Genomic DNA, 25203 nt, shown 5'->3' with positions numbered 1-25203 from the left:
ATAACGATGGACGAGAAAGAGAAGAAGGGGTTTGTACGGAATACCAGACAGAGAGCCCTTATTCTGGAGGTTCTGCGCAGCACCAGGGTCCATCCCACTGCCGATTGGATCTATGAGAAGGTAAAAAAGAAAATTCCCAACATAAGCCTGGGAACTGTATACAGAAACCTCGCCACTTTGAAGAAAATGGGCGAAATAATGGAGCTGAATTACGGCAGCAAAAATAGCAGGTATGACGGCAAGCCCGAAAATCACTATCATTTCGTGTGCCTTGAATGTGGACAGACTTTTGATGTGGAAGACCTGCCCGTAAACCGGGAGCTCGATAAGGAAGTAGCAGATCGAAACGGTTGGGAGGTCTTCTATCACCGGCTGGAATTCTACGGCCTTTGCGGTGACTGCGGCAAAAAAGAAGATTAGAGTATCGCATAGCGGTCGAAGGCCGTTTTTTTTATTTTTTAATATATCAGTACCTGATATAATGGTATATAATGGTAAAGTTTTACAGAAATGAATCGGGTTTTAAGAAAGATTTGGCCCCTTGCTGTTAAAAATGAACGATGATTGATGAAAACCGGCTTTTTTTATGTTTGTAAAATGAAACCGATAAGTCTATAATGGACTTACTGGATAGTGTTTTTTAGTGTGAGGTGAAAACGGTGAAAAACAAAAAGCTCAGGCTCACCGAAAACGCCAGAGTTGTACTGCAAAAGCGCTACCTTGCCAAAGATGAAAAAGGGCAAGTGGTGGAAACTCCGGAGGATATGATCGAAAGGGTAGCCCGCGCCGTGGCCGCGGCCGAGGAAAATTACGGCCAGGACCCGGAATTCTGGGCCGAGAAGTTCTACGATATGATGGCGGAGTTGAAGTTCATGCCCAACTCTCCCACTCTCATGAACGCGGGCAGGGAGCTGGGCCAGCTTTCAGCCTGCTTCGTGCTGCCGGTGGAGGATTCGATGGAGGGCATCTTCGGCGCCATAAAAAACGCGGCTTTGATTCATAAAAGCGGTGGAGGTACCGGGATGTCCTTTTCCCGCCTAAGGCCCAAGGGAGCCACGGTGAGGTCAACCGGTGGGGAAGCGTCAGGTCCCGTTTCCTTCATGAAGGTCTTCAACGCCGCTACGGAAGCCGTAAAGCAGGGCGGCCGGCGTAGGGGAGCCAACATGGGTATTCTCAGGGTGGACCACCCCGATATCCTGGAATTCATCCGGTGCAAGGAAGACAACAATGAATTGACCAACTTCAACATCAGCGTGGCGATTACCGATAAATTCATGGAGACCTTAAAGAACGACGGCACTTACGAGCTGGTGGACCCCAATACCGGCAAGGTCACCGGGAGGTTGAAGGCGCGGGAAGTCTTTGACCTGATTGTGGACATGGCCTGGAAAAACGGCGAGCCGGGGATTCTATTCATAGACCGCGTCAACGCCAAAAACCCGACCCCTCACATAGGCCAGATCGAGAGCACCAATCCATGCGGAGAGCAGCCTCTCCTGCCCTTCGAAAGCTGCAACCTGGGTTCAATCAACCTTAGTAAATTCGTAAAAGAGGGAAGTACAGGTAATGAAATTGATTATGAAGAATTAAAACAGGTCGTCCACATGGCGGTCCGCTTCCTGGACGATGTCATCGACGTGAACAAATATCCGCTGCCGGAGATAGAGCAGATGACTAAAGCCAACCGCAAGATCGGCCTCGGGGTGATGGGCTTTGCCGACATGCTGATCAAGCTCGGCATTCCGTATGATTCAGAAGAGGCCGTGAAACTGGCCGAAGAGGTCATGGGCTTCATCCAGCGCGAGGCAAGGAAAGCTTCGGAGGATCTGGCAAAAACCCGGGGCGCTTTCCCAAACTTCCCCGGAAGCGTATACGACGTCCCCGGAGGGCCGCTCCTTAGGAATGCTACCGTGACCACCATCGCCCCGACGGGCACCATAAGTATCATCGCCGGCTGTTCCAGCGGAATAGAGCCCGTTTTTGCCCTGGCCTTTGAGAGAAACGTCCTGGACAAACAAAGACTTATCGAAATATACCCGCTTTTCGAGGAGGAGATGAGGAGGCGGGGGCTTTACAGCCCGGAACTCATGGAGGAAGTCCTGGAGAAAGGTTCCCTAAAAGGTATAGCGGGCATTCCTGAAGAGGTAAAGCGGGTATTCGTCACCGCCCACGATATATCGCCGGAGTGGCATGTGAGGATCCAGGCCGCATTTCAAAAATACACCGACAACGCAGTATCCAAAACCGTGAACTTCCCCCACAGCGCCACCCGTGAGGACGTGAAGAAGGTATATCTGCTAGCCTACGAGCTGGGCTGCAAGGGCGTAACGGTTTATAGGGACGGTAGCCGCGAGGAACAGGTGCTGAAAAAAGGTACTCGCCAAGGTCAAGAGGCAGGCGCCGGAACCTGTGGTTGTGAGGAATTACCGAAGGAGATCAAACCCAGACCAAGGCCCAGCGTAACTTACGGCAGCACCGAAAAGGTGAAGATAGGCTGCGGCAACCTTTATATAACCGTAAATTCCGACGAATACGGTATCTGCGAGGTATTTACAAACCTGGGTAGGGCCGGGGGATGTCCGTCTCAGTCGGAAGCCACCAGCCGCCTTATTTCCCTGGCGCTGCGTTCCGGCATTGACGTGAAATCCATAGTGGAACAGCTCAAAGGCATCAGGTGCCATTCCACGCTGCGGCAGATGGCAAATAACAAGGACATCAAGGTGCTGTCCTGTCCCGACGCCATAGCCAGGGCGATAGAGCGGCACATAGGAGCCCGTTTGGCCGAAGGCGGCAACGGTGTGGAATTCATTAAAAAAATTTACTGCGCCGGAGATACTGCTACGGCGGCGGACGGGAACAACCCGGTGCGGGAACCCGGAAGGGGATATAAGAGCTACTGCCCGGAATGCAATAGCGTCCTGGAGCACGAGAGCGGCTGCATCGTCTGCAGGTCCTGCGGTTACTCCAAATGCGGCTAAAGAGGTATAAAAAGAGTCCCGGAAATACAACCGGGACTCTAGTTTCATCCCCTTCCCAATTGATGAAGCAGCTGGGGCAGCGCTTCCACCAGTAAAAATATCCCTATGCCGACGAACATCACTCCCGCTATGACTTTCATATAGGTGGCGGGCACGTACCGGGTGACCACGTGGCCGAACAGCGCCCCGATTAAAGTGACCAGCACCAGGGCACAAGAAGCGCCCAAAAACACGGGCAGGGGCTTATTGTACTGGGTCACCAGGGTGAAAACGGTAAGCTGGGTCTTGTCGCCCAGTTCTGCGAGAAAAAGTAAGCAGAAGGCCGTAAAAAAGAGCTTAAAATCCATAAAACATACCTCCCGATTTATGTTTTAATATGCCAAATAAAAAAGACCTTTATTCCGGTAAGACATAAGCCGGAATAAAGGTCTCGTTCCCGTAAACGGCGAAAGCCCAGGCGGAATACCGCCAGTATGTTGAGCTTCCGAAGGCTTCAAAAGCCCCGAACTACTCCCCTTTATTTTCCAAAAAAATTATAACAGAATCTTTCCTAAAATACAATATATTGATGCAGAAAATGAGTTTTTTCCCCAGGTTGGGGATAAGTACTGTGAATTTTGTGGATAAGTGCGGGTGATATTATATGGTGGTTGGAGTTATGACGGTGGAAATTTTCCTGGGTGACGCCTTCAGCCTTAAAGATAAGCGCCAGGTGGTGAAAAGCCTCATCGAGAGGCTTAAGAGCCGCTATAACGTATCGGTAGCGGAGGTTGAAAGGCAGGACGATAAACGATGGGCGGTGATAGGCCTGGCCTGCGTTTCCAACAGCGGCGAGCACGTTAACCGGCAACTGGATTATATCCTGGATTTTATGGAGAACGATGGCAGGTTCTCGGTGGCGGATTTTGACAGGGAAATACAGTATTTTTAACCGCTTTATAACTATTCGTGAAATCTAAATTGATAATAAAGGCAAATGGGGACGTTGAGTCGCCGGGCTGCCGTGTATAATTCATGAGCATTAAGTTCAACGAATAGGGAGGTGATTTTAAAAAAGCGCGAATAATCTTTATTTGATAATATATTTAGAAGTTACTAAAGGGGAGGGGAGTATTGTGAACGAAAGTAAAAAACAAAGTGTCTGGGGTTCTTACAAATTTCCCATCATACTGATGTCTGCCATAATCATAGGTAGTTTATTGGGTATAATACTAGGGAACAAAGCCCAAGTTTTAAAGCCTTTTGGAGACATTTTTTTGAATGCGATGTTTACTATCGTGGTGCCATTAGTTTTTATAACTATAAGCAGTGCGGTAGCTAGCATAGCCAGTTTGCAGAGGCTGGGTAAGATACTAAGTACCTTGCTGGTAGTGTTTATTCTGACTGGGATGATAGCCTCGCTTATAATGATAATAACGGTTAATATATTTCCTCCTGCACAAGGCGTTAAAATTGAATTGCCTCAAGCTGAAGAATTAAAGCCATTGAATACTGCAGACCAGATAGTGGCGGCTATTACGGTTACTGATTTTCCAGATCTTATTTCCAGAAAAAACATGTTGCCTTTGATTATTTTCTCGATATTTTTCGGACTTGCAATAAGTATGCTCGGCGAAAAAGCAAGGCTTGTAGTTGACGGCCTCAACATTTTATCCGAGGCAATGATCAAGATGGTATCCATAATCATGTATTACGCTCCCATTGGGCTTGGTGCCTACTTTGCATCATTAGTTGGGAGCTTTGGTCCTCAGCTCCTCGGTTCCTATGCGAGAGCCATGGTGATATATTACCCAATCACAATAATTTATTTCTTTGTTGGATTTGCGGTATATGCATATTTTGCTGGCGGTAAAAAAGGTGTCAAAACTTTTTTCAAAGAAATTATATCTCCAGCCGTAACCTCTTTGGCAACCCAGAGCAGTATAGCCACGCTGCCTGTGAATCTTGAAGCTGCAAAGAGAATAGGCATTCCGAAAGATATTCGTGAAATTGTTCTTCCCATTGGTGCAACAGCTCATATGGATGGTTCTTGTTTGAGTGCGATATTGAAAATATCATTCTTATTTGGTTTATTTGGAATACCATTTACAGGGATTGGAACTTACATAAGCGCTGCCATAATTGCGGTACTGAGCGGTGTGGTTATGTCGGGGGTGCCTGGCGGTGGTTTGATAGGTGAAATGCTTATAGTCAGTATGTACGGTTTCCCGCCGGAGGCTTTCCCTATTATTGCGACCATTGGATATCTAGTAGACCCACCAGCCACTATGGTCAACTCTACAGGTGATACTGTCGCTGCAATGATAATTACAAGGATTCTCGAAGGTAAGGACTGGATGGATAGAAACTTGGGTTAATAATATTCCCGAAAGCAGTTTTCTTTTTTTTTTTACCTCGTACGTAAAGCTCACTCATGCCGGGAGGAAAACGTTGGCTGGTATTAAGCCTGACTATAAATAGACGGATAGTAGAAAAGAATCGAACGGTTGACACCGTTGACGAATTTTGATAAACTTTCACATAAAAAATAAGTGCACAGGGGGCGATTTCTTGGACAAGTTTGACAAGGAAGGCTTGAGTTTCGATGATGTACTGGTACTTCCCGCCAGGTCCGCGGTCCTGCCCAAGGATGTGGACGTCAGCACCAGACTTACTAATAAAATAAGGCTTAACATTCCCATAGTAAGCGCCGCTATGGATACGGTCACCGAGGCAAGGCTTGCAATTGCCCTTGCCAGGGAAGGCGGCATAGGTATAATTCACAAGAACATGTCCATAGAGCAACAGGCACTGGAAGTGGACAAAGTGAAGAGGTCGGAACACGGCGTTATAGTCGATCCCTTCTACCTCTCGCCGGAAAACACCATCGGAGAAGCTATGGAGCTCATGGCCCGGTACCGCATTTCCGGCGTTCCCATCACCGAGAACGGAAAACTGGTGGGCATCATCACAAACAGGGACATTCGCTTCGAGGACGACATGAGCAAGAAAATAAAGGATGTCATGACCAAAGAGAACCTGGTCACAGCGCCTGTAGGCACCACCTTGGAAGAAGCAAAGCTGATTTTGAAAAAGCACAAGGTGGAAAAGCTGCCGCTGGTGGATGAGAACTTTAATCTCAAGGGCCTCATAACCATAAAGGACATCGAGAAGGCCATAAAATATCCGAACGCCGCCAAAGACCAAAACGGCAGGCTGCTGGTAGGGGCCGCAGTGGGCGTGAGCAAGGATATGATGGACCGGGTCAGGGTACTGGTGGAGGCGAAAGTGGACGTGGTAGTCGTGGATACCGCCCACGGCCATTCGGAGAACGTGATAAAGGCGGTCGGTGCCATAAAAGAAAAATTCCCGGAACTCCAGGTCATCGCAGGGAATGTGGCCACGGCCGAAGCTACCCGTGACCTTATAGAAGCAGGGGCCGATGCTGTCAAAGTAGGAATGGGCCCGGGTTCTATATGTACCACTCGAGTGGTGGCAGGCATAGGCGTGCCGCAGGTCACCGCCATTTACGACTGCGCCCGGGAAGCGGAAAAATACGGCGTGCCCATAATAGCCGACGGCGGCATAAAGTACTCCGGCGATATCGTCAAGGCCATAGCGGCAGGAGCCGACTCGGTAATGATCGGAGGACTTTTCGCCGGCACAGAGGAAAGCCCGGGAGAAATTGAAATATATAAGGGACGAAGCTTCAAAGTGTACAGGGGGATGGGTTCTATCGGAGCCATGGAGGAAGGCAGCAAAGACCGCTACTTCCAGGAAGGCGCAAAGAAACTGGTGCCCGAAGGCGTGGAGGGGCGCGTACCTTACCGCGGGCCGCTGTCCGACATGGTCTACCAGCTGGTCGGAGGACTGAGGGCCGGTATGGGCTACTGCGGCGCCAGGAACATCGAAGAGCTGAAAAAGGCCAAATTCATAAGGATCACCGCAGCGGGCCTCCGAGAAAGCCATCCCCACGACGTGGATATTACAAAAGAATCGCCCAACTATACTCAAATGTGAGAACCGTTACCGCCGGTTCTTTATTTTTTATTAATATATTTCAAAATATTAGCTTATAAATAAATGGGAGGAAAATATTTAATTTAGCAGGAAAAAAGTCAATTAAGGTAGAATTACAATAAATAAAAATAAAATAATTTTTGCAAGTCAAAATAAGGAGGAGATCGGGTTTGAAAAACTATAGCAGTGATAGGATAAAGAACGTCGGTCTCTTTGCTCACAGCGGCGCCGGAAAGACGTCCCTTGCAGAAGCCATGCTTTTTACCGCCGGAGCCATAGATCGCCTCGGCAAGATAGATGAAGGCAATACCACCTGCGACTACGATCCTGAGGAAATAAAGAGGAAGATCTCTATTTCCATGTCCCTGGCTCCCGTAGAGTGGAAGGATTACAAGATAAATATCCTGGATACGCCGGGCTATTTTGACTTCGTGGGAGAAGTAAAGAGCGCCCTGAGGGTTGTCGACGGCGCCGTTATAGTAACCTGTGCGGCATCGGGCGTCGAAGTGGGCACCGAGCAGGCGTTTAAGTTTGCGGAAGAATACGGCCTTCCCCGCATATTTTTCGTGAACAAGATGGACCGGGAAAACGCAAACTTTAACAAAGTGCTCGAACAAATCCGGGAGATCTTCGGCCAGAGAGCGATACCCTTTCAGCTGCCCATAGGGCAGGAAGCAAATTTCAAGGGAGTCGTCGACATAGTCCGCCGGAAAGCCTACACCTTTGACGGTGAGGGTGTAAAGGAGGCGCCGGTGCCCGACGACCTGAAGGGCGATATGGAAAACTACCGCTTCATGATCATGGAAGCTGCGGCCGAAAACGACGACGACCTGCTGGCCAAGTACCTGGAGGGAGAAGAGCTGACCGACGACGAGATAGAAAAAGGGCTGAAAATCGGGGTTAAGACCGGCAGTATATACCCAGTGCTCTGCGGCTCCTCGCTGACCAACAGGGGAATTCAGCTTCTTTTAGACACCATCTGTTGTTACATGCCGTCGGCGGCGGAAGGAAAGGCCGATGTGGGCAAAAATCCGAGGACCAGCACCGAAGAAAAGAGGGAATGCAGGAGCGACGAACCCTTCTCCGCCATAGTATTCAAGACCATGGCCGACCCCTTTGTAGGTAGGCTCAATCTATTCAAAATCTGCTCCGGCACTTTAAAACCCGACACTGTGGTGTACAATGCTACCCGGGGTGTTACCGAGAAAATTGGCCACATATACTTTATGAGGGGCAAAAAACAGGAAAATGCTGAAGTTGCCGTGGCGGGAGATATAGTGGCCGTCGCCAAACTCCAGAACACCTACACCAACGACACCCTGTGCGATAAAGACCACCCGATCCTCCTTAAGACTATAGACTTCCCAGAACCGGTGATTTCCTTTGCTGTGGAGCCCAAATCCAAGGGCGATGAAGATAAGATATCTTCCGGCCTTGCAAGGCTTACCGAAGAGGACATGACCTTTAAGGTTACAAAAAACAATGAAACCGGCCAGCTACTGGTTTCCGGCATGGGAGAAATTCACCTGGAAGTGCTGGCAGCGAAACTTGCCAATAAGTTCGGGTCCGAGGTCGTGCTCAGCGTGCCTAAAGTGCCCTACCGGGAGACAATCAGGGGTACTACGAAGGTGGAGGGCAAATACAAGAAACAGACCGGCGGCAGGGGCCAGTACGGCCACGTGTGGATAGAGTTTTCGCCGATAAATTCCGAGGACGATTTCGAGTTTGAAGAAAAGATTTTCGGCGGAGCGGTTCCGAAACAGTACATCCCCGCTGTCGAAAAGGGCATAAGGGAAGCCATGAAAGAAGGCGTGCTGGCCGGTTACCCGGTGGTGGGGTTCAAAGCGGTCCTCTACGACGGTTCCTTCCATCCGGTGGATTCTTCGGAACTGGCTTTCAAGATAGCGGCCTCTATGGCTTTCAAAAAGGGGATTTCCCAGGCGAAACCGGTGCTTTTGGAGCCCATATACGAGCTGGATGTAGTGGTTCCGGAGCATTACATGGGCGAAATCATGGGTGACCTGAACAAGCGCCGGGGACGGATAATGGGCATGGAGCTGAAGGACGGCCTGCAGCACATCAAAGCCCAGGCGCCGCTTTCCGAAATCTTCCGCTACGCCACGGACCTTCGTTCCATGACTCAGGGCAGGGGCTGGTTCTCCGCCGCTTTTAGCCACTACGAGGAAGTCCCGGCCCAGATAGCCGAGAAGATAATAGCTGAGTCAGGCAAAAAACACGTAGAGGATGAATAATATAAAAAGTAAGTAAACGCCCTCCTTTTTCGGTATTTTAAGCGGCCATCAGGGAAAACTTTAAATAACAGACGAAAAAGGAGGGGCGGGCGATGGAAAAAAAGCCGAAAAAACGCTTGGGCCATATCGAGGGAAAATTGGACGCTTTGTACAGGAAAAAGACCGACGATATCATTGAGGACGAACTGGCCGACGACACCATGTTCGGGGAAATAATCCCCAGCCTTATGGGCTGGATGTCGTCCGAAGAACAGGAAGAACGTATGAACACATTGCTGGAGATATCGGAAGAACTAGCGGAAAAGAAGGAAAAAGAGACAAGAAATGATTAAAGAGGGAGCCTCTCCCTCTAATTTTATCTCTTGATAAAATTCCTGCAATTGGTTATAATAAAAACAGAAAAAGTCAAAGATAGTCAAAGTCAAAAACCTGGCTGCGGCAGTGGAGGGAATTTTATGCCCAATCTGGCAGACGTAATAGAGAACTTTATAAAAGCCATGTTTGATGAAGGCAGTAATATCCTGGAGATCCAGAGAAACGAACTCGCCAGCAAGTTCCGCTGTGCACCTTCCCAGATCAACTACGTGCTAACCACCAGGTTTACTCTGGAAAGGGGCTATATCGTCGAAAGCCGCAGGGGAGGCGGCGGATATATACGCATCAAAAAGCTAAAAATAAGAGATGACGAGTTTTTGAGAGAAATTATCGAGTTGGTGGGCGATTCCATATCGAGTTCCAGAGCGGGCGATTTGGTGGAATTCATGCTGGAAGAGGGTATAATTTCCAGAAGAGAGGCGGAACTTTTTAGGGCCGCAATCAACAGAAAAAACCTGGATGTACCGCTGCCTGAGCGGGACAGATTGAGGGCCCGGCTTTTGAAAGCCATGGTTGCGGCTTTGCTGGGCTACGAAGAGAATAAGGGGGCAAGATCGTTATGAAATGCGATGAGTGCAAAAAAAGACCCGCTACAGTGCATATAACTAAAATAGTAAATGGAGAAAAGACTTTTATGCACCTGTGCGAACAGTGTGCCAGGGAAAAGAACATATTCAGCGTTTCCTTCGATTTTGAGGGAGAGCCGCTGTCAATTCAAAAGTTTCTATCTAGCTTTTTCGAGCCGATGATGAGCGAGTTTCGCGAAAAATCCCATCCGCTTTCCTGCGACCGCTGCGGGTTGACCTTTCCGCGATTTACCCAGATAGGCAGGTTCGGGTGCAGCAGCTGCTACGGGGCTTTTAAGGGTCAGCTAGACCCCATGCTGCGGCGCCTTCACGGCAAGACCTACCACGTGGGCAAAGTTCCCAGGAGGACCGGCGGCAGGACGCGCATCAAGAACGAGATAGAAAGGCTCAAAAGAGAGTTGCAGGAAGCCGTTAATGCCGAGGAATATGAGAGGGCGGCCCAGCTCCGGGACAAAATCAGGGAACTTGAACAGAAACTGGGCCGGGATTAACGGAGGTGCGCAAAAATGGCTTTGGAGGAATTACTGGACACCTCGAGAATCGGCTGGATAAATTCCACCGGTTCCGAAGGTGACGTGGTCATCAGCAGCAGGGTCAGGTTAGCCCGGAATTTGAAGGACGTGCCGTTCCCGCACCTCCTTAACGGTTCGCAGGCAGAAGAGGTCATCTACAGGGTCTACGAGGCCTTTACGTCGAACGCGGTGCTGGCGAAAGACGCCAGGCTCTACCTCATGGAAGACCTGTCGGAAACCGAAAAAAATCTGCTGGTAGAGATGCACTTTATAAGCCCGGACCTGGCGAGAGACAATAAGGGCGCAGTGATAATAAGCGGCGACAGGCGCTTAAGCATAATGATCAACGAGGAAGACCACCTGAGAATCCAGTGCGTTTTTCCCGGCCTGGACCCCCAGGAAGCTTATGAGCTCGCAAGCCGCGTGGACGACGTGCTGGAAGAACAACTGGACTTTGCCTTCGACGAGCGGTTAGGGTATCTTACGGCCTGCCCAACCAATGTCGGCACCGGCATCCGCGTGTCGGTTATGATGCACCTGCCGATGCTCACCATGCTGAGACAGGTAGACCGCATGTTTTCGACAGTCGCCCAGCTCGGATTGGTGGTGCGCGGCCTTTACGGCGAGGGAACCGAAGCTTGGGGGAACCTGTACCAGATTTCCAACCAGATAACCCTCGGCAAATCCGAAGAAGACATAATACAGAATGTCCTGAGTGTCGCCGGACAGATAATCGCCAGCGAAAGGCAGGCCAGGAGAAATTTAAAGGGCGAAGATAGATTACGCCTGGAAGACAGGATATTAAGGTCTTACGGGATTCTGACGAATTCCAGACTTATGACCACCCAGGAAGCCATGGCCTTGATATCCGATGTGAGGCTGGGGGTGGACCTGGGCATAATAAAAAACCTAAAACCCGAAGAACTGAACAACCTTTTCATAACTGCCGGGCCTTCGTATATCCAGCAGGTATACAAAAAGGACATGACCCCGCTGGAAAGGGATTTAAACAGGGCAAATTTCTTGAGGGGAAAATTATTGAAGTGAGGTGAACTTTATGAACGGCAAATTTACGGAAAGAGCGCAGAGGGTTATCGCCTATGCCCAGGAAGAAGCGAGGCGCTTGAACCACAATGTGGTGGGAACCGAACACCTGCTTTTGGGGTTGATAAGGGAAGGCGAAGGAGTAGCCGCAAGGGCTCTCCAGAATCTAGGGGTTGAGCTCTCTAAAGTCCGGGAACAGGTTCAAAGGCTCATAGGAGTGGGTCCCTTTGTCGTCCAGGGGCCGATCGGTTACACTCCCAGGGCTAAGAGGGTGCTGGAACTGGCCCTCGATGAATCCCGCAGGTTGAAGCACAACTACGTGGGCACCGAACACATACTCCTCGGCCTCATCAGGGAGGGCGAAGGTGTAGCCGCTCAGGTGCTGGCGAACCTGGGGGTGAGCCTGGAAAGAGCCCGGACCGAGGTGCTGTCCCTGCTGGGTTCCGACGTAAAGGGGCACCCCGGCTTCCGGAAGTCGGGCAACACGCCGACCCTGAACCAGTTCAGCAGGGATCTGACCGAACTTGCCGCCGAGGGCAAGCTGGACCCGGTTATAGGCCGGCAGAAAGAAATAGAGCGGGTAATACAGGTGCTTACCAGGCGGACCAAGAACAACCCGTGCCTTATCGGTGAGCCCGGTGTAGGCAAAACCGCCATAGTGGAGGGGCTAGCCCAGAGGATAGTCGAGGGAGAGGTGCCCGAAATTCTGAAAGATAAGCGGATCGTGAGCCTTGATCTGGCTTCCCTCGTGGCGGGCACCAAGTTCAGGGGAGAGTTTGAAGAAAGGCTCAAAAAGGTGATCAACGAGGTTAAACAGGCGGGCAATGTCATCCTCTTCATAGATGAGATGCACACCATAATCGGAGCCGGAGCCGCCGAGGGGGCCATAGACGCTTCGAATATATTAAAGCCCTCCCTCGCCAGGGGCGAACTGCAGACGATCGGTGCGACCACCCTGGACGAGTACAGGAAGCACGTAGAAAAGGACCCGGCGCTGGAAAGGCGATTCCAGCCCATCATAGTCGAAGAACCTTCGGTGGAAGACACCATTAAGATACTGGAAGGCTTAAGGGACAAGTACGAAGCCCATCACAGGGTGAAAATTTCCGACGAAGCCTTGGTAGCCGCGGCCAAACTTTCGGCCCGATATATCACCGACAGATACCTGCCTGACAAGGCTGTAGACCTTATAGACGAGGCTGCTTCCAGGGTGAGGCTGCAGAGCCTGACAGCGCCTCCGGAGCTCAAGGAACTGGAAGACGAACTGGATGCCGTGCGCAAGGAGAAGGACGCCGCCATCAGGGCCCAGGAATTCGAAAAGGCAGCAAGGCTCCGGGATAAGGAACATGAGATCAAAGCCAAGGTTGACAGCCTGAAAACCCGCTGGCAGCAGGAGAAAAAGCTCGAAAATGCTACGGTGACTGCGGCGGATATAGCAGGGATAGTTTCCAACTGGACCGGCATACCCGTGGAGCGCATGACCGAAGAGGAGTCCGAGCGTCTCCTCAGGATGGAGGAAATCCTACACCAGAGGGTGATAGGCCAGGATGAGGCTGTAGAGGCCGTGGCAAGGGCTATCCGCAGGGCCCGCGCAGGCCTTAAGGACCCCAGGCGGCCGGTAGGCTCCTTTATATTCCTCGGCCCCACCGGTGTCGGCAAAACCGAGCTGGCCAGGGCCCTGGCTGAAGCCATGTTCGGCGATGAGGACGCCATGATAAGGCTGGACATGTCCGAATACATGGAGAAATTCGCCGTTTCCCGCATGATAGGTGCTCCTCCGGGATACGTGGGATACGAGGAGGGCGGTGAACTTACCGAAAAGGTGCGCAGGAAACCTTATTCGGTAATTCTGTTTGACGAGATCGAGAAGGCTCATCCCGACGTTTTCAACATACTGCTGCAGATTCTTGAGGACGGCAGGCTTACCGACGCCCAGGGCAGGACCGTGGACTTCAAAAACACCGTTATAATTATGACCTCCAACGTGGGTGCAAACCTCATCCAGCGGGCCAGGACCCTAGGTTTTACTCCCAGGGACGAAGAGACCAAAAATTACTCCGAGATGAAGGACAGGGTGCTGGAAGAACTGCGGCGCACCTTCAGGCCCGAGTTCATCAACAGGGTAGACGAGATAATAGTTTTCCACCCCCTGAACGAAGAGCACATGAAAAAGATCGTGGATCTGATGCTGAAGCAGGTCAACGAAAGGCTGAAGGAGAACGACATAAGTATCGAGGTATCCGACAGGGCCAAGGAATGGCTAGTGAAGAAGGGATTCGATCCCATGTACGGTGCAAGGCCTTTAAGGAGGGTCATCCAGAAAGAGGTAGAAGACAATCTTTCCGAAGAAATTCTAAAGGGCAATGTATCTCAAGGCGATACGGTACTGGTGGATGTCCAGGATGACAGGTTGACCTTCCATAAGAAGGAAGTGTCCGTGGCAAATACCGGTGAATAACCGGACAAAAGCACAGTTCGGCGGCAAAACACCCGGCGGGCCACGCCGGGTGTTGAACTTTGCCGGCAGTAATATTGAGGGAGGGAGAGGATTTTGAAAAGTAAAAGGCGCTTTGTCTGCCAACAGTGCGGCTTTGAGTCGGTCAAGTGGATGGGCAGATGCCCCGATTGCGGAAGCTGGAACAGCTTTGCGGAAGAGCAGGTAACTCGAAGTGCCGGAGTGTCATTTCTTTCTGAACACCAAAAACCCCTCCTTTTAAGCGAAATAGATTATTCGGAGGAGGAGCGGATAAAGACGGGTCTTTTGGAGCTCGACAGGGTGCTAGGTGGGGGTATCGTTCCCGGCAGCCTGGTGCTGGTGGGTGGAGACCCGGGTATAGGGAAATCCACGCTGATGCTGCAGGCGGCGGCAAAGCTCGGCGCCACCGGGAAAATTGTTCTCTACGTCACCGGCGAAGAATCGGCCAAACAGGTAAAGCTGCGAGCCGAAAGGCTGGGGATTTCCGGCGGGCACCTGTACATAGTAGCGGAAAACAATTTGGATGTAGTGGAAAAGCATGTAAGGGAGCTTTCGCCCCAGGTGGTCATAATAGATTCCATACAGACCGCCTACCTTCCAGAGCTCGAGTCAGCTCCGGGCAGCATCAGCCAGGTAAGGGAAGCCACCCTTCGGCTTCTCAAACTTTCCAAGGAAACGGGCACCGCCGTATTCATAGTGGGACACGTCACCAAAGAGGGGAGTCTCGCGGGCCCCAGGACTTTGGAGCACATGGTCGACTGCGTGCTGTATTTTGAAGGCGAGAGATACCAGTCTTACCGCGTGCTGAGGGCGGTGAAGAACAGATTCGGGTCAACTAACGAGATAGGCATTTTCGAGATGCAGACTTCCGGGCTGGCGGAAGTTGACAGTCCGTCTAAATTCCTGCTTTCGGGCAGGCTCGGAAATTCTCCGGGTTCTGCGGTGGTGTGCACCATGGAAGGTACAAGGCCCCTGCTGGTAGAAGTCCAGGCGCTTACCTGCCCCACCGGATTCAACCTTCCCCGCCGGCAGACTTCAGGTATAGATTACAACAGGGCCGCCCTTCTGATCGCCGTTTTGGAAAAAAAATTAGGGCTTAATCTCGCCCATGAAGACGTTTATATCAATGCGGCCGGCGGGATAAAACTCACCGAACCGGCCGTGGATCTTGCGGTTATCACCGCAATAGTATCGAGTTTTAAGAACAAACCGGTAAGGGATGTGGTGATCATAGGGGAAGTGGGTCTTGCGGGCGAGGTAAGGTCCGTAGGCTACATTGAAAAGAGGGTGAACGAAGCCGCAAAGCTAGGCTTTAAAGAAGCGATAATCCCCTATGACAACATGAGGGATTTAAAAAATACGGTAGGCATCGACATTTCGGGGGTAAAGGAACTGAAAGACGCTATAGAAGCCGCTTTTGATTGATCCGTTGAAAATGTCAGGATAAGCTGTAAATACCAAGGGTGGAGAGCTTTTCGTTTTCTTCAACGAACACGTCGTAGAGATTAAGATCCAGAAGATTACAGAGGGCTGCCAGGTAGAAGAGGTGATTTCCCAGTTCCTGTTCCAGCACTTCCCTGCAGTTGGGGCACAGGTTGCCCTTTAGGTGGGTATTCATGTATGCGCTGAGCTCCTGAAGGCTGATGTCGCTGGGGATTTGCTGTTTTTTGGCGTTGACTTCGACGCAGCCGCAGAGTGTAACGGACTTAGCGATGGCTCGGTTAATGCGGCTTACGGTTTCCTGGAGCTTTGTAAGAACATCTATTATGCTTTTGTGCCTCACAAGGCACTGGGAGACTGTGGCCTGAAATTCATCGCAGATCAGGTCCTTCATTGCTATTCCCCCTATTTATTCTTACAAGTCTTATTATATCCAGGAATTCGTGAATTTGTCAAACTTAAGTAAGAATATAGAGAATAATGTGAAGCCTCCTTTGCAACGCAGTTAAAAAATCCGTTGACATTATTCCGGCATTTATAGTATAATAAAAATTTAACTTGACAATAGAGGTATTTTATGTTAATTTAATATCAGTAAAAAGCTTAGGAGGCCTGCGGGATGTTCAATATAGGAGACAAAGTGGTCTATCCCATGCACGGCGCCGGGATAATAGAGGCGATTGAAGAGAAGGAAATCCTGGGAGAAAAACAGAAATACTACGTGATGAGAATGCCTTTCGGAAACATGAGGGTAATGATCCCCATAAACAGCGTCAAGGAGATAGGCGTCCGTCAGATTGTGAGCGATGAAGAGATAGACCAGGTTTTGAAAATCCTTCGCGGCGAAAAGAGCAAGATGCCCGCTAACTGGAACCATAGATACAGGGCCAATATGGAAAAGATAAAGAGCGGTAACATATTCCAGGTAGCCGAAGTAGTGAGAAACTTGGGCCTGAGAGAGAAGGAAAAGGGCCTTTCCGCCGGAGAGAGAAGGATGTTTGAGAACGCCAAGCAGATCCTCGTAAGCGAAATTGCACTTTCCAAAAATATCGACGAGAAGAGCGCCCATGAAATGATAGAAAATGCGTTAGGATAAGGGCGTTCTTTTTATACCTCCAATTTATGGTAGGTTTTTCTATCCTAATATGGATTTAAGAATAAATATATTATATAATGTGATGTAAGGAAAAACTGGGCTAAAAATCGGCAATACTTTATATAGGAGGTGATAACACAGTGATACACAGAATCATACGTGCTACTCTTACCCTCTTAGGCCTGGCTTTAGGGTATGAAATGACGGTGCTGTTGTTTCGCCTGAACGATTTTCTGAAACTTGCTATTATAAGCGAACCCACCGTTATTGCCGGAAAGGTCATAGGTGCTTTGGTTTTCGCAATAATATTCTATTTATTAAGTCCGAGATTCATATTATGGGGAACAAAGACCAGGGAATGGTTGGAAAGCAAGCTGCAGAAAACTCCGATGCGGGATATACTATACGGGTTTCTGGGCCTACTTATGGGACTTATAATCGCCAACCTGTTTTCAAGGGCGCTGCTCAGCATCCCGTGGATTGGGCCTTACCTTCTCGTGGTGGCCAACGTTGTGCTGGGCTACCTCGGAGCCAGTGTAGCAATAAAGAAACGGGAGGAGCTCTCGGCCCTCATACCCATACCTACCGTACAGAAAAAGCAACCCGCGGCGGCTGCGCCTAACCGGCTAAAGCCCAAGATACTGGATACCAGCGTCATAATCGACGGCCGCATAGCCGATATATGCAAGACCGGTTTTCTGGAAGGACCCATCGTAGTACCTGGTTTCGTGCTGGAGGAACTCAGACATATAGCCGACTCTTCCGATGTGCTCAAGAGGAACCGCGGGCGCAGAGGGCTCGATATACTGAACAGGATGCAGAAGGAAATGAAAATAGACGTAAAGATTTACGAAGGAGATTTTGAGGACATATCCGAGGTGGACAGCAAATTAGTCAAACTCGCTCAGATACTCGACGGTAAAATAATAACCAACGATTTCAACCTGAACAAGGTTGCCGAACTCCATAATGTTCCCGTCTTAAACATAAACGAGCTGGCAAACGCGGTAAAACCCGTAGTACTCCCGGGAGAAGAGATGGTGGTGCAGGTCATTAAAGACGGAAAGGAATCGGGCCAGGGGGTCGCTTATCTCGACGACGGCACAATGATAGTCGTCGATGGAGGTAAAAAGCACATAGGCGAAACCATAGGGGTCATGGTTACCAGTGTGCTGCAGACCGCTGCTGGCAGGATGATCTTCGCCAAGCCGAAATCGATGTAGTACGGGGTGACTTTGATGAAAATTGCGGCGGTGATTGCAGCCGGCGGCAGGGGCAGGCGCATGAACTCTACCTTGAGCAAGCAGTTTCTGATGCTGAAAGGCCGCCCCATTCTCTACTATACCCTCAGTACTTTTGAGAGCCTGGAGGAAATTGGGGAAATAATCCTGGTGGTAGGTCCTTCCGATATTTTTTTGGCCGAACAGGAGGTACTTATCCCTTATTGTTTTAAAAAAGTCAAACTTGTAGAGGGAGGACGGGAACGACAGGACTCCGTTTACAACGGTTTGAGGAGCTGCTCTCCTCAAACCGATATTGTTGTTATACACGATGGTGTGCGGCCTTTCGTGACGAAAACGATGATAAAAAACAGTATCGAAGCTGCTGTAAAATACAGGGCCGTCGGCGTAGGGGTGCCGGTAAAGGACACCATAAAGGTTGTGGACAAGGGGCTCATAATAAATACTCCCGCGAGGAGCACCCTCTGGGCCATCCAGACCCCCCAGACTTTTGAATACAATCTGATTCTGAGAGCCCACGAAGAAGCAAGAAAAAGCGGGTTTTACGGCACCGATGATACGGTTCTGGTGGAACGGCTGGGGTATCCGGTCAGGATGATCGAAGGCGCTTACGAAAACATAAAAATAACTACCCCGGAGGACATGATTGTGGCCGAAGCCTTCATGAACATGGGCTACGGCGATTTCAAGAGGTGATGAAGGATGCGTGTAGGAATAGGTTACGACGCCCACCGCCTGGTGGAGGGAAGAAGGCTCGTGCTGGGCGGTGTGGTAATCCCCTTTGAAAAAGGCCTGCTGGGCCATTCCGATGCGGACGTGCTGGTTCACGCTATTAACGATGCGCTGCTGGGGGCCGCTGCTCTCGGAGACATCGGCACCCACTTCCCCGACACCGATCCCAAATACAAAGACATAAGCAGCATCCTGCTCCTTAAAAAGGTGGGAGAGCTGCTGAAGCGGGAGGGCTTCGGGGTGGTGAACATAGACTCGGTAATATGCGCCGAAAAGCCAAAGCTTTCGCCCTTCATAGAAAAGATGCGGCAGAACATAGCGGAGGCGCTGAATATAGCGAAAGAAAAGGTGAGCGTGAAGGCGACCACAACGGAAGGTATGGGCTTTGAGGGTAGGGGGGAAGGTATTTCAGCCCAGGCTATATGCTTGATTAAAAAATTGTAGAAATGGGAATAAATAAAAGTGAGGATTGAAAACCTCACTTTTTTATTTTGCCTATAAATCTACAGTACGCCGAATTTCGCGAAAAGCGAATACGGGGGAACCAGTTTTTGGGGTGAATCCCGAAAGGGAGGGGCTACCTTTCGGCCCTAACCCGTCAGCTAACCCCGGAGGCGGAGAAAGGAGGGGTAAATTGGCCGGGAAATTTGCCGCGGCTATAATCGCAGCCCTGCTAATGGTTTTTACTGTGGGGCCTGTAAAGGGGAGCGAGACGGCGGCCATGCCTGTCGTTAACGTTAAGTCAAGGCCTGTATGCTATTCGGCCGTGCGGGAAAAGAGTGCGGTCGAAAGGCAGGTAAGTAAGCTGCCGTCGCGCAAAAAGGTGTTTACGGGCAAGGCTTCCTGGTACGGGCCGGGTTTTCACGGCAAAAGGACGGCCAGCGGCCAGGTGTTCAACCAGGAATCGCTAACAGCGGCTCACAGGTACCTGCCTTTTGGAACCAGGGTAAAAGTTACCAATCTGGAAAACGGCAAAAGCGTAGCGGTAGTTATAAATGACCGAGGCCCTTACGTAAAAGGCCGCCACATTGACCTTTCCAAAAAAGCTGCGGAAATGCTCGGAATGATAGAAAGCGGCGTCGTGCCCGTGATGATAGAAATTGAGTAAACCCCACCATTTAAGGTGGGGTTTTAACGTGAAAGGGGAATTGGAATTCCCTTGACTTTAGTCGGAAATTCTATTATCATAAATATAAAAATCAATACGAAAAAACTGTGATGGGGATCGTAGGCCCGAAATCCCTTACAGAGAGAAACCGCCGGCGGCTGAGAGCGGTTTTAAGGAAAGGCGGGACCGAAATTGCACCCCGGAGTTCAGGCCTTGAAATAAAGTAGAGGCCTGCGGCTTAGGCCGTTATCTAAAAGAGCTAAAAATCAGAGTGGGACCGCGGGCCTTTCGCCTCTGCAGAGGTGAAGGGCCTTTTTATTTACACCTAAACAAGCACCAAGAATGAAAGGAGGCAAAAGCAATGTCGTTTTTAAAGACTATCAGGGATGACATAAAAGTGGTGTTCGAGCGGGATCCGGCAGTGAAGAGCGTACTGGAGGTAATACTGTGCTATCCCGGGTTTCACGCCATCCTGATGCACCGCATAGCTCATTTCTTTTATAACAGAAAGCTTTTCCTTATAGCCAGGATCATATCCCAGGTGGCAAGGTTTTTAACGGGCATCGAGATTCACCCCGGTGCTAAAATAGGAAAGGGGTTTTTCATAGACCACGGTATGGGTGTCGTCATCGGCGAGACCACGGAAATAGGCGACAACGTCACCCTTTACCAGGGAGTTACCCTGGGAGGCACCGGCAAGGAGAAGGGCAAAAGACACCCAACCCTTGGTAATAATATAGTCGTAGGTGCCGGGGCCAAAGTCCTGGGCCCGATAAAGATCGGCGACAACTGCAAGATCGGCGCCGGTGCGGTAGTTTTAAAGGATGTACCGCCCAATTGCACCGTGGTGGGTGTGCCCGGGAAGGCCGTCGTAAGGAAGAAAATCGATTTTGCAAGAGAAGACTTTACGAAAGTCGACCTGGACCATCACCTGCTGCCGGACCCGGTGGCCGACATGATGAGAAGCTTGCAGAGAAAGCTGGAAGAACTGGAGAAAAAGATCGACTGGCTTGAGAGGAGGGTGAAGGATGAGGATCTACAACACCCTGACGAGAAGGAAAGAGGAGTTCATACCGCTTAACGGCAACAAAGTGACCATTTACACCTGCGGCCCCACGGTTTACGACTTTTTTCACGTGGGGAACGCCCGGGTGTTCATAACTTTTGATGTTATAAGGAATTATTTAAAGTATAAGGGTTATGAGGTGAAGTTCGTGCAGAACTTCACCGATATAGACGACAAGATGATAAAGAGAGCCAACGAAGAAGGCGTTACGGTCAAAGAGCTGGGGGACAGGTTTATCAAAGAATACTTCAAAGACGCTGACGCTCTCAACATAAAAAGGGCCGACGTGCACCCCAGGGCCACCGAGCACATCGAGGATATCATCGAATTCATAAAGGTTCTTATCGAAAAGGGTTACGCTTACGAGGTGGGAGGGGACGTTTACTTCGCCGCCAGGAAATTCCCGGGTTACGGCAAGCTTTCCGGGCAGAACCTGGAGGAACTGGAGGCCGGAGCCAGGGTGGAGCCCGGAGAGAAAAAGAAGGACCCGATAGATTTCGCCCTCTGGAAAGCCAAAAAGCCGGGGGAGCCTTCCTGGCCCAGCCCATGGGGCGAGGGAAGGCCCGGGTGGCACATCGAGTGCTCGGCAATGGCCATGAAACACCTGGGAGAAACTATTGACATCCACGGCGGTGGACCGGACCTCATATTCCCCCACCACGAAAACGAGGTGGCCCAGAGCGAAGCCTTCACCGGCAAACCCTTTGCCAGGTTCTTTATGCACGTCGGTTACCTTAATATAAACAACGAGAAGATGTCCAAGTCTTTAGGAAATTTTTTCACGGTCAGGGATATACTGAAGGAATACAATCCGGAAGTGCTGAGGTTTCTGATGCTTTCCTCCCACTACAGAAGCCCCATAAATTTCAGCCGGGAGCTCTTGGATCAATCAAAGAGCGCCCTGGAGCGCCTTTATAACGCCCTTTACGCCATGGAGCACCTGGAAAACGCAGCCCCCGAACGGCCGTTGAACGGCGAAGAGGAGGAGTATTTAAGGAGACAGCTTGAAAACAAAAATAAATTCAAAGATGCTATGGACGACGACTTCAACACCGCGGGAGCAATAGCGGTGCTCTTCGACATGATCAGGGAATTCAACGTCAGCCTGAACGAAAATTCTTCACGGGAAGCGGTGAAGAAGACCAAGGAGATGGTTTTGGAACTGGGCGGAGTGCTGGGGTTCTTCTCGAAATTCGAGCCGGTGCTCCTGGACGAGGAGATCGAGCAAAAGATAAAGGAAAGGGAGGAGGCCAGAAAGGCGAAAAACTACGCCTTGGCCGATAAAATAAGGGATGAGCTGAGGGCCAGGGGCATTATCCTGGAAGATACCCCCGCCGGCGTGCGCTGGAAGCGGGTATGATTGGAGTGATACACTGATGGAAGGCAAAAAATTAGATGTGTCAGCACTTTCTTCGCTGGCACTGGCTTTTGTGGGCGATGCGGTTTTCAACCTTTTTATTAGGACCATGCTGGTGGGGAACGGTAAAAAGGTGAGGGATCTGCACCACGAGGCGGTCAAATACGTGAGGGCTTCGGCTCAGGCCGAAGCCCTCAAAAAACTGGAAGAGTATCTTACCCCTGAAGAAAAGGATGTGGTCCGTAAGGCTCGCAATGCCAAAGTGAATACGGTCCCCAAGAACGCCGACATTATGGATTACCATTACAGCACCGGGTTCGAGGCGCTCCTGGGCTACCTTTACCTCACCGGGCAAAACGACAGGCTGAACAGGATACTGATGGCGTCCTTCGAGCTGGTCAATTCCGGACGGGATACCGGCCGCAGCTGAGTTCTCCCTCCGGGCAATACCCCGTGGCTTCGCAGGGAGCCCCGGCCTTTTTGAAGAGGTTCGGGGCTATTTTCTTTACCTCGGCCAGCATCATCCGCGCAAGTTCCCTTATCTCCGTCTGGGCCCTCTCGCAGCAGCGAAGGTTGAAGAAATTATACAGGCTCCTGACGTTCATGGTCACCACGAGATTTGTACGGGTTCCCATCGGCAGCACGTATCGGGCATCCTCCCTGTCGATCCCCATTTTCACCATCGCGAGGTAGCTCTTCTTGCAGGTTTCCAGGGCGTCTATGTAGACCAAAAGGGCCTCCGGATTGTTCGCGACGGCTTGGGGGAGCACACAGTAATAGCGATAGGCGATGTAATCTTCCGCCTGCTTTTTTATGCCGCTGAAAAAGTCCGCCGACCTTGTGCAAAGTTCCACCAACTTTTCGCGCAAAAAGAGAGAACCGGCAAAATCAACTCCACCGTAGATGTGGAGGCAGAAGTCCACCGCATCCTTTCCCGAAAGCAGGAGCCTTTCGCCCTCGGCCGTAAATTTAAAGGGGGTGCGGGCTAGAATCGAGGAAAACGTTCCGGGAAAGGATATCGTAAAGCTGCCGTTGGATATTTCTCCCGCCGCGTCGAAAATGCCTCTGACGTAGTGGGAGAGGTTTTCTTCGGGGATTTCTTCGGGAAGGGCCGGTAAAACGCCGGATTCCTCTATAAAGCTCTTATAAAGAGCTTTTTCCCCGCCGGCGTAAAGAAAGCCCTTCAGGTAGGTTTCGTTTTCCGATTTGAGCTTTGCCGCTTCTGTTTCATCTTCTTTTTTGAGTTCTTCCTTAAAGGGATTGTTATACCTCAGGCTCTGGACCGAGTAAGACGCTATCCGGTGGCGGGTGAGCTGGGCTAGCAGCGTGCGGCTGACACCCTCGATGGCGAAGGTGAAGGTTACGTGTTCGGTGGGGGACATGTGTCCCATGTCCATCAATTTCTGTATAAAAGAAGATATCTTTTCCTCGGTCAGGTTTTCCATGATCTCGCAGGCCCCTGCGTTGGAATAGCATAAGCGGGCCGCGGCGGCTACGGTTTTTTCCGGTTCGGGAGTATGGGTTAAAACTTTTACCCTCATGATTACTCGCCTCCTTGACTTTTAAGGCAAATTTAAATATCATTGGTACAAGCCTTTTAACTCAATTATATCATCAAATTCCGGGGAGGGATAGTGATTCTGGAAGATAAAAATGAGGCCAGAATAGAGGGCAGAAATGCCGTGCTGGAAGCCCTTTCGGCCAGCATGCCTTTAAATAAAATCTATATAAAAAAAGGGGAAAGGCACGGGGTTATGCAGAAGATAAGGGAGCTTGCAAGAAGCTCCGGTATACCGGTGGTCGAGCTTGACCCGAAGAGTTTCGAGCACATGGCCCGGACCCGAAACCCTCAGGGTGTTATCGCCCTGTCTTCCCCGAAGGAATACGTCTCGGTGGACGACATCCTTGAAACGGCGGAACGGCGCCGGGAAGCTCCTTTCGTCTTCGTGCTAAACGAGATCACCGACCCCCAGAATCTGGGCAGCATCCTGCGCACAGCCGACTGCCTGGGGGTCCACGGCGTGATCATCCCGAAGAGAAGGGCCTGCGGAGTAACGCCGGCCGTGGTAAAGGTGTCGGAAGGGGCTGCCGGGTACGTAAATGTGGCAAGGGTCACCAATATCGCCTCAACCCTGGAATGCCTCAAAGAAAAGGGGTTGTGGGTGGTGGGGGCTGACATGGACGGTGAACCCTACCACCGGGTGGACCTGACCGGACCAGTAGCTCTGGTCATCGGGGGAGAAGACAAAGGGCTGGGCAGGCTGGTCAGAGAAAAGTGCGACCTTTTGGTTAAGCTTCCCATGCGGGGTCATGTGCCTTCACTGAATGCCGCAGTAGCCGCTGCTGTCCTCGGATACGAAATTTTGAGGCAAAGGGAAGGAAGGCATGACTGAAAAATATGAGGAATATTTATTTGTAGACGGCTATAATGTCATAAATGCCTGGCCTGAGCTCGTTGAGGCAAAGAGCCTGAACCTGGAGGCCGCCAGGGAAAAACTGATAGACATTATGGCCGATTATGCGGCTCAGACGGGGATAAATGTCATCATAGTATTCGACGCCCACCAGGTAGAAGGAGGTAGGCGCATCATCTACCGCGTAAACGGCGTGGAGGTAGTCTTTACCAAAGAAGGGGAAACCGCCGACAACTATATAGAAAAAACGGTGGATTCCATGTCCATGGGACAGAGGGTAAGGGTTGCCACCTCCGACTGGATAGAACAGCAAATAGTCATGGGCCGCGGCGCTATCCGCGTTTCCGCCAGGGAGCTGCACCAGGAAATAAAGGACCTGATCGAAAAAAGGAGGAAGCAGGAGGAAAGGCGCCGGCTGGAAAGGCATACCCTGGAGGAAAGGATAGACAAGAAGATATGGAGCCAGATCATTGAGCGCCTAAAAAACGGCGGGGGAGCTTGACTACTCGGAATCCTATGAGATATA

Annotated in this window: 25 protein-coding genes, 1 pseudogene and 1 riboswitch; of the genes and pseudogenes, 22 read left to right on the top strand and 4 right to left on the bottom strand. The window is 50.6% G+C overall.

Annotated features, from left to right (window positions below; all coding sequences use genetic code 11):
- Positions 1-6: 6 nt before the first annotated feature.
- Together TOCE_RS10750 and TOCE_RS10745 are read left to right on the top strand one after the other, a co-directional pair.
- On the top strand, positions 7-420 hold the full coding sequence (locus TOCE_RS10750; RefSeq protein WP_013276856.1) for a Fur family transcriptional regulator: 414 nt from the start codon (positions 7-9) through the stop codon (positions 418-420).
- Positions 421-659: 239 nt separating this feature from the next.
- On the top strand, positions 660-2978 hold the full coding sequence (locus tag TOCE_RS10745) for a vitamin B12-dependent ribonucleotide reductase (RefSeq protein WP_013276855.1): 2319 nt from the start codon (positions 660-662) through the stop codon (positions 2976-2978).
- 44 nt (positions 2979-3022) lie between these two features.
- Here the strand turns inward: TOCE_RS10745 and TOCE_RS10740 are convergent, their stop codons facing one another.
- Positions 3023-3325: a TMEM165/GDT1 family protein gene (locus TOCE_RS10740; protein WP_013276854.1), complete on the bottom strand. Its 303-nt coding sequence runs from the start codon at positions 3323-3325 to the stop codon at positions 3023-3025.
- Between the two features lie 296 nt (positions 3326-3621).
- On the opposite strand from TOCE_RS10740, the gene TOCE_RS10735 reads away from it, so the two are divergent.
- The 10 genes from TOCE_RS10735 to radA all read left to right on the top strand — a co-directional run bounded on the left by TOCE_RS10735 (position 3622) and on the right by radA (position 15648).
- Positions 3622-3909 (top strand): DUF503 domain-containing protein, encoded by a 288-nt coding sequence (locus TOCE_RS10735; protein WP_041423947.1) that lies wholly within the window; start codon positions 3622-3624, stop codon positions 3907-3909.
- A gap of 184 nt (positions 3910-4093) precedes the next feature.
- Entirely contained in the window at positions 4094-5335 is a 1242-nt protein-coding gene (locus tag TOCE_RS10730) for a dicarboxylate/amino acid:cation symporter (RefSeq protein WP_013276852.1), read from the top strand.
- 193 nt (positions 5336-5528) lie between these two features.
- A complete protein-coding gene (gene guaB / locus TOCE_RS10725; RefSeq protein WP_013276851.1) occupies positions 5529-6977 on the top strand; it encodes an IMP dehydrogenase in 1449 nt (482 codons plus the stop codon).
- A 170-nt stretch (positions 6978-7147) separates the two neighbouring features.
- A complete protein-coding gene (gene fusA, locus TOCE_RS10720; protein WP_013276850.1) occupies positions 7148-9229 on the top strand; it encodes an elongation factor G in 2082 nt (693 codons plus the stop codon).
- A 92-nt stretch (positions 9230-9321) separates the two neighbouring features.
- On the top strand, positions 9322-9561 hold the full coding sequence (locus tag TOCE_RS10715; protein ID WP_013276849.1) for a hypothetical protein: 240 nt from the start codon (positions 9322-9324) through the stop codon (positions 9559-9561).
- Between the two features lie 123 nt (positions 9562-9684).
- A complete protein-coding gene (locus tag TOCE_RS10710) occupies positions 9685-10167 on the top strand; it encodes a CtsR family transcriptional regulator (RefSeq protein ID WP_013276848.1) in 483 nt (160 codons plus the stop codon).
- Positions 10164-10682 carry a UvrB/UvrC motif-containing protein gene (locus TOCE_RS10705; RefSeq protein ID WP_013276847.1) on the top strand — a complete coding sequence of 173 codons (519 nt, stop codon included), beginning with the start codon at positions 10164-10166 and terminating at the stop codon, positions 10680-10682. Before TOCE_RS10710 ends, TOCE_RS10705 begins: the two co-directional genes overlap by 4 nt.
- Before the next feature lie 15 nt (positions 10683-10697).
- The gene (locus TOCE_RS10700) at positions 10698-11750 is read left to right on the top strand and encodes a protein arginine kinase (protein ID WP_013276846.1); all 1053 of its coding nucleotides are present in this window, start codon (positions 10698-10700) and stop codon (positions 11748-11750) included.
- A 10-nt stretch (positions 11751-11760) separates the two neighbouring features.
- Positions 11761-14205: an ATP-dependent Clp protease ATP-binding subunit gene (locus TOCE_RS10695; protein ID WP_013276845.1), complete on the top strand. Its 2445-nt coding sequence runs from the start codon at positions 11761-11763 to the stop codon at positions 14203-14205.
- 93 nt (positions 14206-14298) lie between these two features.
- The gene (gene radA / locus TOCE_RS10690) at positions 14299-15648 is read left to right on the top strand and encodes a DNA repair protein RadA (RefSeq protein WP_013276844.1); all 1350 of its coding nucleotides are present in this window, start codon (positions 14299-14301) and stop codon (positions 15646-15648) included.
- A gap of 13 nt (positions 15649-15661) precedes the next feature.
- Here the strand turns inward: radA and TOCE_RS10685 are convergent, their stop codons facing one another.
- On the bottom strand, positions 15662-16057 hold the full coding sequence (locus TOCE_RS10685; RefSeq protein ID WP_013276843.1) for a nucleoside triphosphate pyrophosphohydrolase family protein: 396 nt from the start codon (positions 16055-16057) through the stop codon (positions 15662-15664).
- Between the two features lie 225 nt (positions 16058-16282).
- Here TOCE_RS10685 and TOCE_RS10680 point away from each other — a divergent pair, with 225 nt between their 5' ends.
- The 8 genes from TOCE_RS10680 to TOCE_RS10645 all read left to right on the top strand — a co-directional run bounded on the left by TOCE_RS10680 (position 16283) and on the right by TOCE_RS10645 (position 22693).
- Positions 16283-16759 (top strand): CarD family transcriptional regulator, encoded by a 477-nt coding sequence (locus tag TOCE_RS10680; RefSeq protein ID WP_013276842.1) that lies wholly within the window; start codon positions 16283-16285, stop codon positions 16757-16759.
- A gap of 140 nt (positions 16760-16899) precedes the next feature.
- Complete coding sequence (locus tag TOCE_RS10675) at positions 16900-17982, top strand: PIN/TRAM domain-containing protein (RefSeq protein WP_013276841.1); 1083 nt, start codon at positions 16900-16902, stop codon at positions 17980-17982.
- Between the two features lie 15 nt (positions 17983-17997).
- Positions 17998-18696: a 2-C-methyl-D-erythritol 4-phosphate cytidylyltransferase gene (gene ispD, locus TOCE_RS10670; RefSeq protein ID WP_013276840.1), complete on the top strand. Its 699-nt coding sequence runs from the start codon at positions 17998-18000 to the stop codon at positions 18694-18696.
- Positions 18697-18702: 6 nt separating this feature from the next.
- Positions 18703-19176 (top strand): 2-C-methyl-D-erythritol 2,4-cyclodiphosphate synthase, encoded by a 474-nt coding sequence (gene ispF / locus TOCE_RS10665; RefSeq protein WP_013276839.1) that lies wholly within the window; start codon positions 18703-18705, stop codon positions 19174-19176.
- Between the two features lie 57 nt (positions 19177-19233).
- Positions 19234-19364: riboswitch (cyclic di-AMP (ydaO/yuaA leader) on the top strand.
- A 2-nt stretch (positions 19365-19366) separates the two neighbouring features.
- Positions 19367-19840, top strand: a complete 474-nt coding sequence (locus tag TOCE_RS10660) for a septal ring lytic transglycosylase RlpA family protein (protein ID WP_013276838.1) — start codon at positions 19367-19369, stop codon at positions 19838-19840.
- Between the two features lie 361 nt (positions 19841-20201).
- Positions 20202-20921 (top strand): serine O-acetyltransferase, encoded by a 720-nt coding sequence (gene cysE, locus TOCE_RS10655; protein WP_013276837.1) that lies wholly within the window; start codon positions 20202-20204, stop codon positions 20919-20921.
- Entirely contained in the window at positions 20869-22266 is a 1398-nt protein-coding gene (gene cysS / locus TOCE_RS10650; RefSeq protein ID WP_013276836.1) for a cysteine--tRNA ligase, read from the top strand. The genes cysE and cysS overlap by 53 nt, the downstream gene beginning before the upstream one ends.
- A gap of 16 nt (positions 22267-22282) precedes the next feature.
- Positions 22283-22693, top strand: a complete 411-nt coding sequence (locus TOCE_RS10645; RefSeq protein ID WP_013276835.1) for a Mini-ribonuclease 3 — start codon at positions 22283-22285, stop codon at positions 22691-22693.
- Here TOCE_RS10645 and thyX (TOCE_RS10640) read toward each other — a convergent pair.
- On the bottom strand, positions 22662-23450 hold the full coding sequence (gene thyX / locus TOCE_RS10640; RefSeq protein ID WP_425358484.1) for an FAD-dependent thymidylate synthase: 789 nt from the start codon (positions 23448-23450) through the stop codon (positions 22662-22664). The genes TOCE_RS10645 and thyX (TOCE_RS10640) overlap by 32 nt on opposite strands.
- Before the next feature lie 78 nt (positions 23451-23528).
- Positions 23529-23804, bottom strand: a pseudogene (gene thyX, locus TOCE_RS12985) (FAD-dependent thymidylate synthase); the annotation flags it as partial.
- Positions 23805-23897: 93 nt separating this feature from the next.
- On the opposite strand from thyX (TOCE_RS12985), the gene rlmB reads away from it, so the two are divergent.
- Both rlmB and TOCE_RS10630 read left to right on the top strand, forming a co-directional pair.
- Positions 23898-24656, top strand: coding sequence for a 23S rRNA (guanosine(2251)-2'-O)-methyltransferase RlmB (gene rlmB / locus TOCE_RS10635; RefSeq protein WP_013276833.1), 759 nt, complete (start codon positions 23898-23900; stop codon positions 24654-24656).
- Positions 24649-25179, top strand: coding sequence for an NYN domain-containing protein (locus TOCE_RS10630; RefSeq protein WP_013276832.1), 531 nt, complete (start codon positions 24649-24651; stop codon positions 25177-25179). The genes rlmB and TOCE_RS10630 overlap by 8 nt, the downstream gene beginning before the upstream one ends.
- The last annotated feature ends 24 nt before the right edge of the window (positions 25180-25203 follow it).

It is taken from the genome of Thermosediminibacter oceani DSM 16646 (assembly GCF_000144645.1).
GTDB classification, from domain to species: Bacteria; Bacillota; Thermosediminibacteria; order Thermosediminibacterales; family Thermosediminibacteraceae; genus Thermosediminibacter; species Thermosediminibacter oceani.
The sequence above is the reverse complement of the archived record's forward strand: the minus strand, read 5'-3'. Positions and strand labels throughout refer to the sequence as shown.

Bases quoted from the DNA above. Each gene is read 5' to 3' on its own strand.
- TOCE_RS10750 (WP_013276856.1), top strand. From the start codon at position 7: ATGGACGAGAAAGAGAAGAAGGGGTTTGTACGGAATACCAGACAGAGA.
- TOCE_RS10740 (WP_013276854.1), bottom strand. From the start codon at position 3,325: ATGGATTTTAAGCTCTTTTTTACGGCCTTCTGCTTACTTTTTCTCGCA.
- TOCE_RS10735 (WP_041423947.1), top strand. From the start codon at position 3,622: ATGGTGGTTGGAGTTATGACGGTGGAAATTTTCCTGGGTGACGCCTTC.
- TOCE_RS10715 (WP_013276849.1), top strand. From the start codon at position 9,322: ATGGAAAAAAAGCCGAAAAAACGCTTGGGCCATATCGAGGGAAAATTG.
- TOCE_RS10710 (WP_013276848.1), top strand. From the start codon at position 9,685: ATGCCCAATCTGGCAGACGTAATAGAGAACTTTATAAAAGCCATGTTT.
- TOCE_RS10705 (WP_013276847.1), top strand. From the start codon at position 10,164: ATGAAATGCGATGAGTGCAAAAAAAGACCCGCTACAGTGCATATAACT.
- TOCE_RS10700 (WP_013276846.1), top strand. From the start codon at position 10,698: ATGGCTTTGGAGGAATTACTGGACACCTCGAGAATCGGCTGGATAAAT.
- TOCE_RS10695 (WP_013276845.1), top strand. From the start codon at position 11,761: ATGAACGGCAAATTTACGGAAAGAGCGCAGAGGGTTATCGCCTATGCC.
- TOCE_RS10685 (WP_013276843.1), bottom strand. From the start codon at position 16,057: ATGAAGGACCTGATCTGCGATGAATTTCAGGCCACAGTCTCCCAGTGC.
- TOCE_RS10680 (WP_013276842.1), top strand. From the start codon at position 16,283: ATGTTCAATATAGGAGACAAAGTGGTCTATCCCATGCACGGCGCCGGG.
- ispD (WP_013276840.1), top strand. From the start codon at position 17,998: ATGAAAATTGCGGCGGTGATTGCAGCCGGCGGCAGGGGCAGGCGCATG.
- ispF (WP_013276839.1), top strand. From the start codon at position 18,703: ATGCGTGTAGGAATAGGTTACGACGCCCACCGCCTGGTGGAGGGAAGA.
- cysE (WP_013276837.1), top strand. From the start codon at position 20,202: ATGTCGTTTTTAAAGACTATCAGGGATGACATAAAAGTGGTGTTCGAG.
- cysS (WP_013276836.1), top strand. From the start codon at position 20,869: ATGAGGATCTACAACACCCTGACGAGAAGGAAAGAGGAGTTCATACCG.
- TOCE_RS10645 (WP_013276835.1), top strand. From the start codon at position 22,283: ATGGAAGGCAAAAAATTAGATGTGTCAGCACTTTCTTCGCTGGCACTG.
- TOCE_RS10630 (WP_013276832.1), top strand. From the start codon at position 24,649: ATGACTGAAAAATATGAGGAATATTTATTTGTAGACGGCTATAATGTC.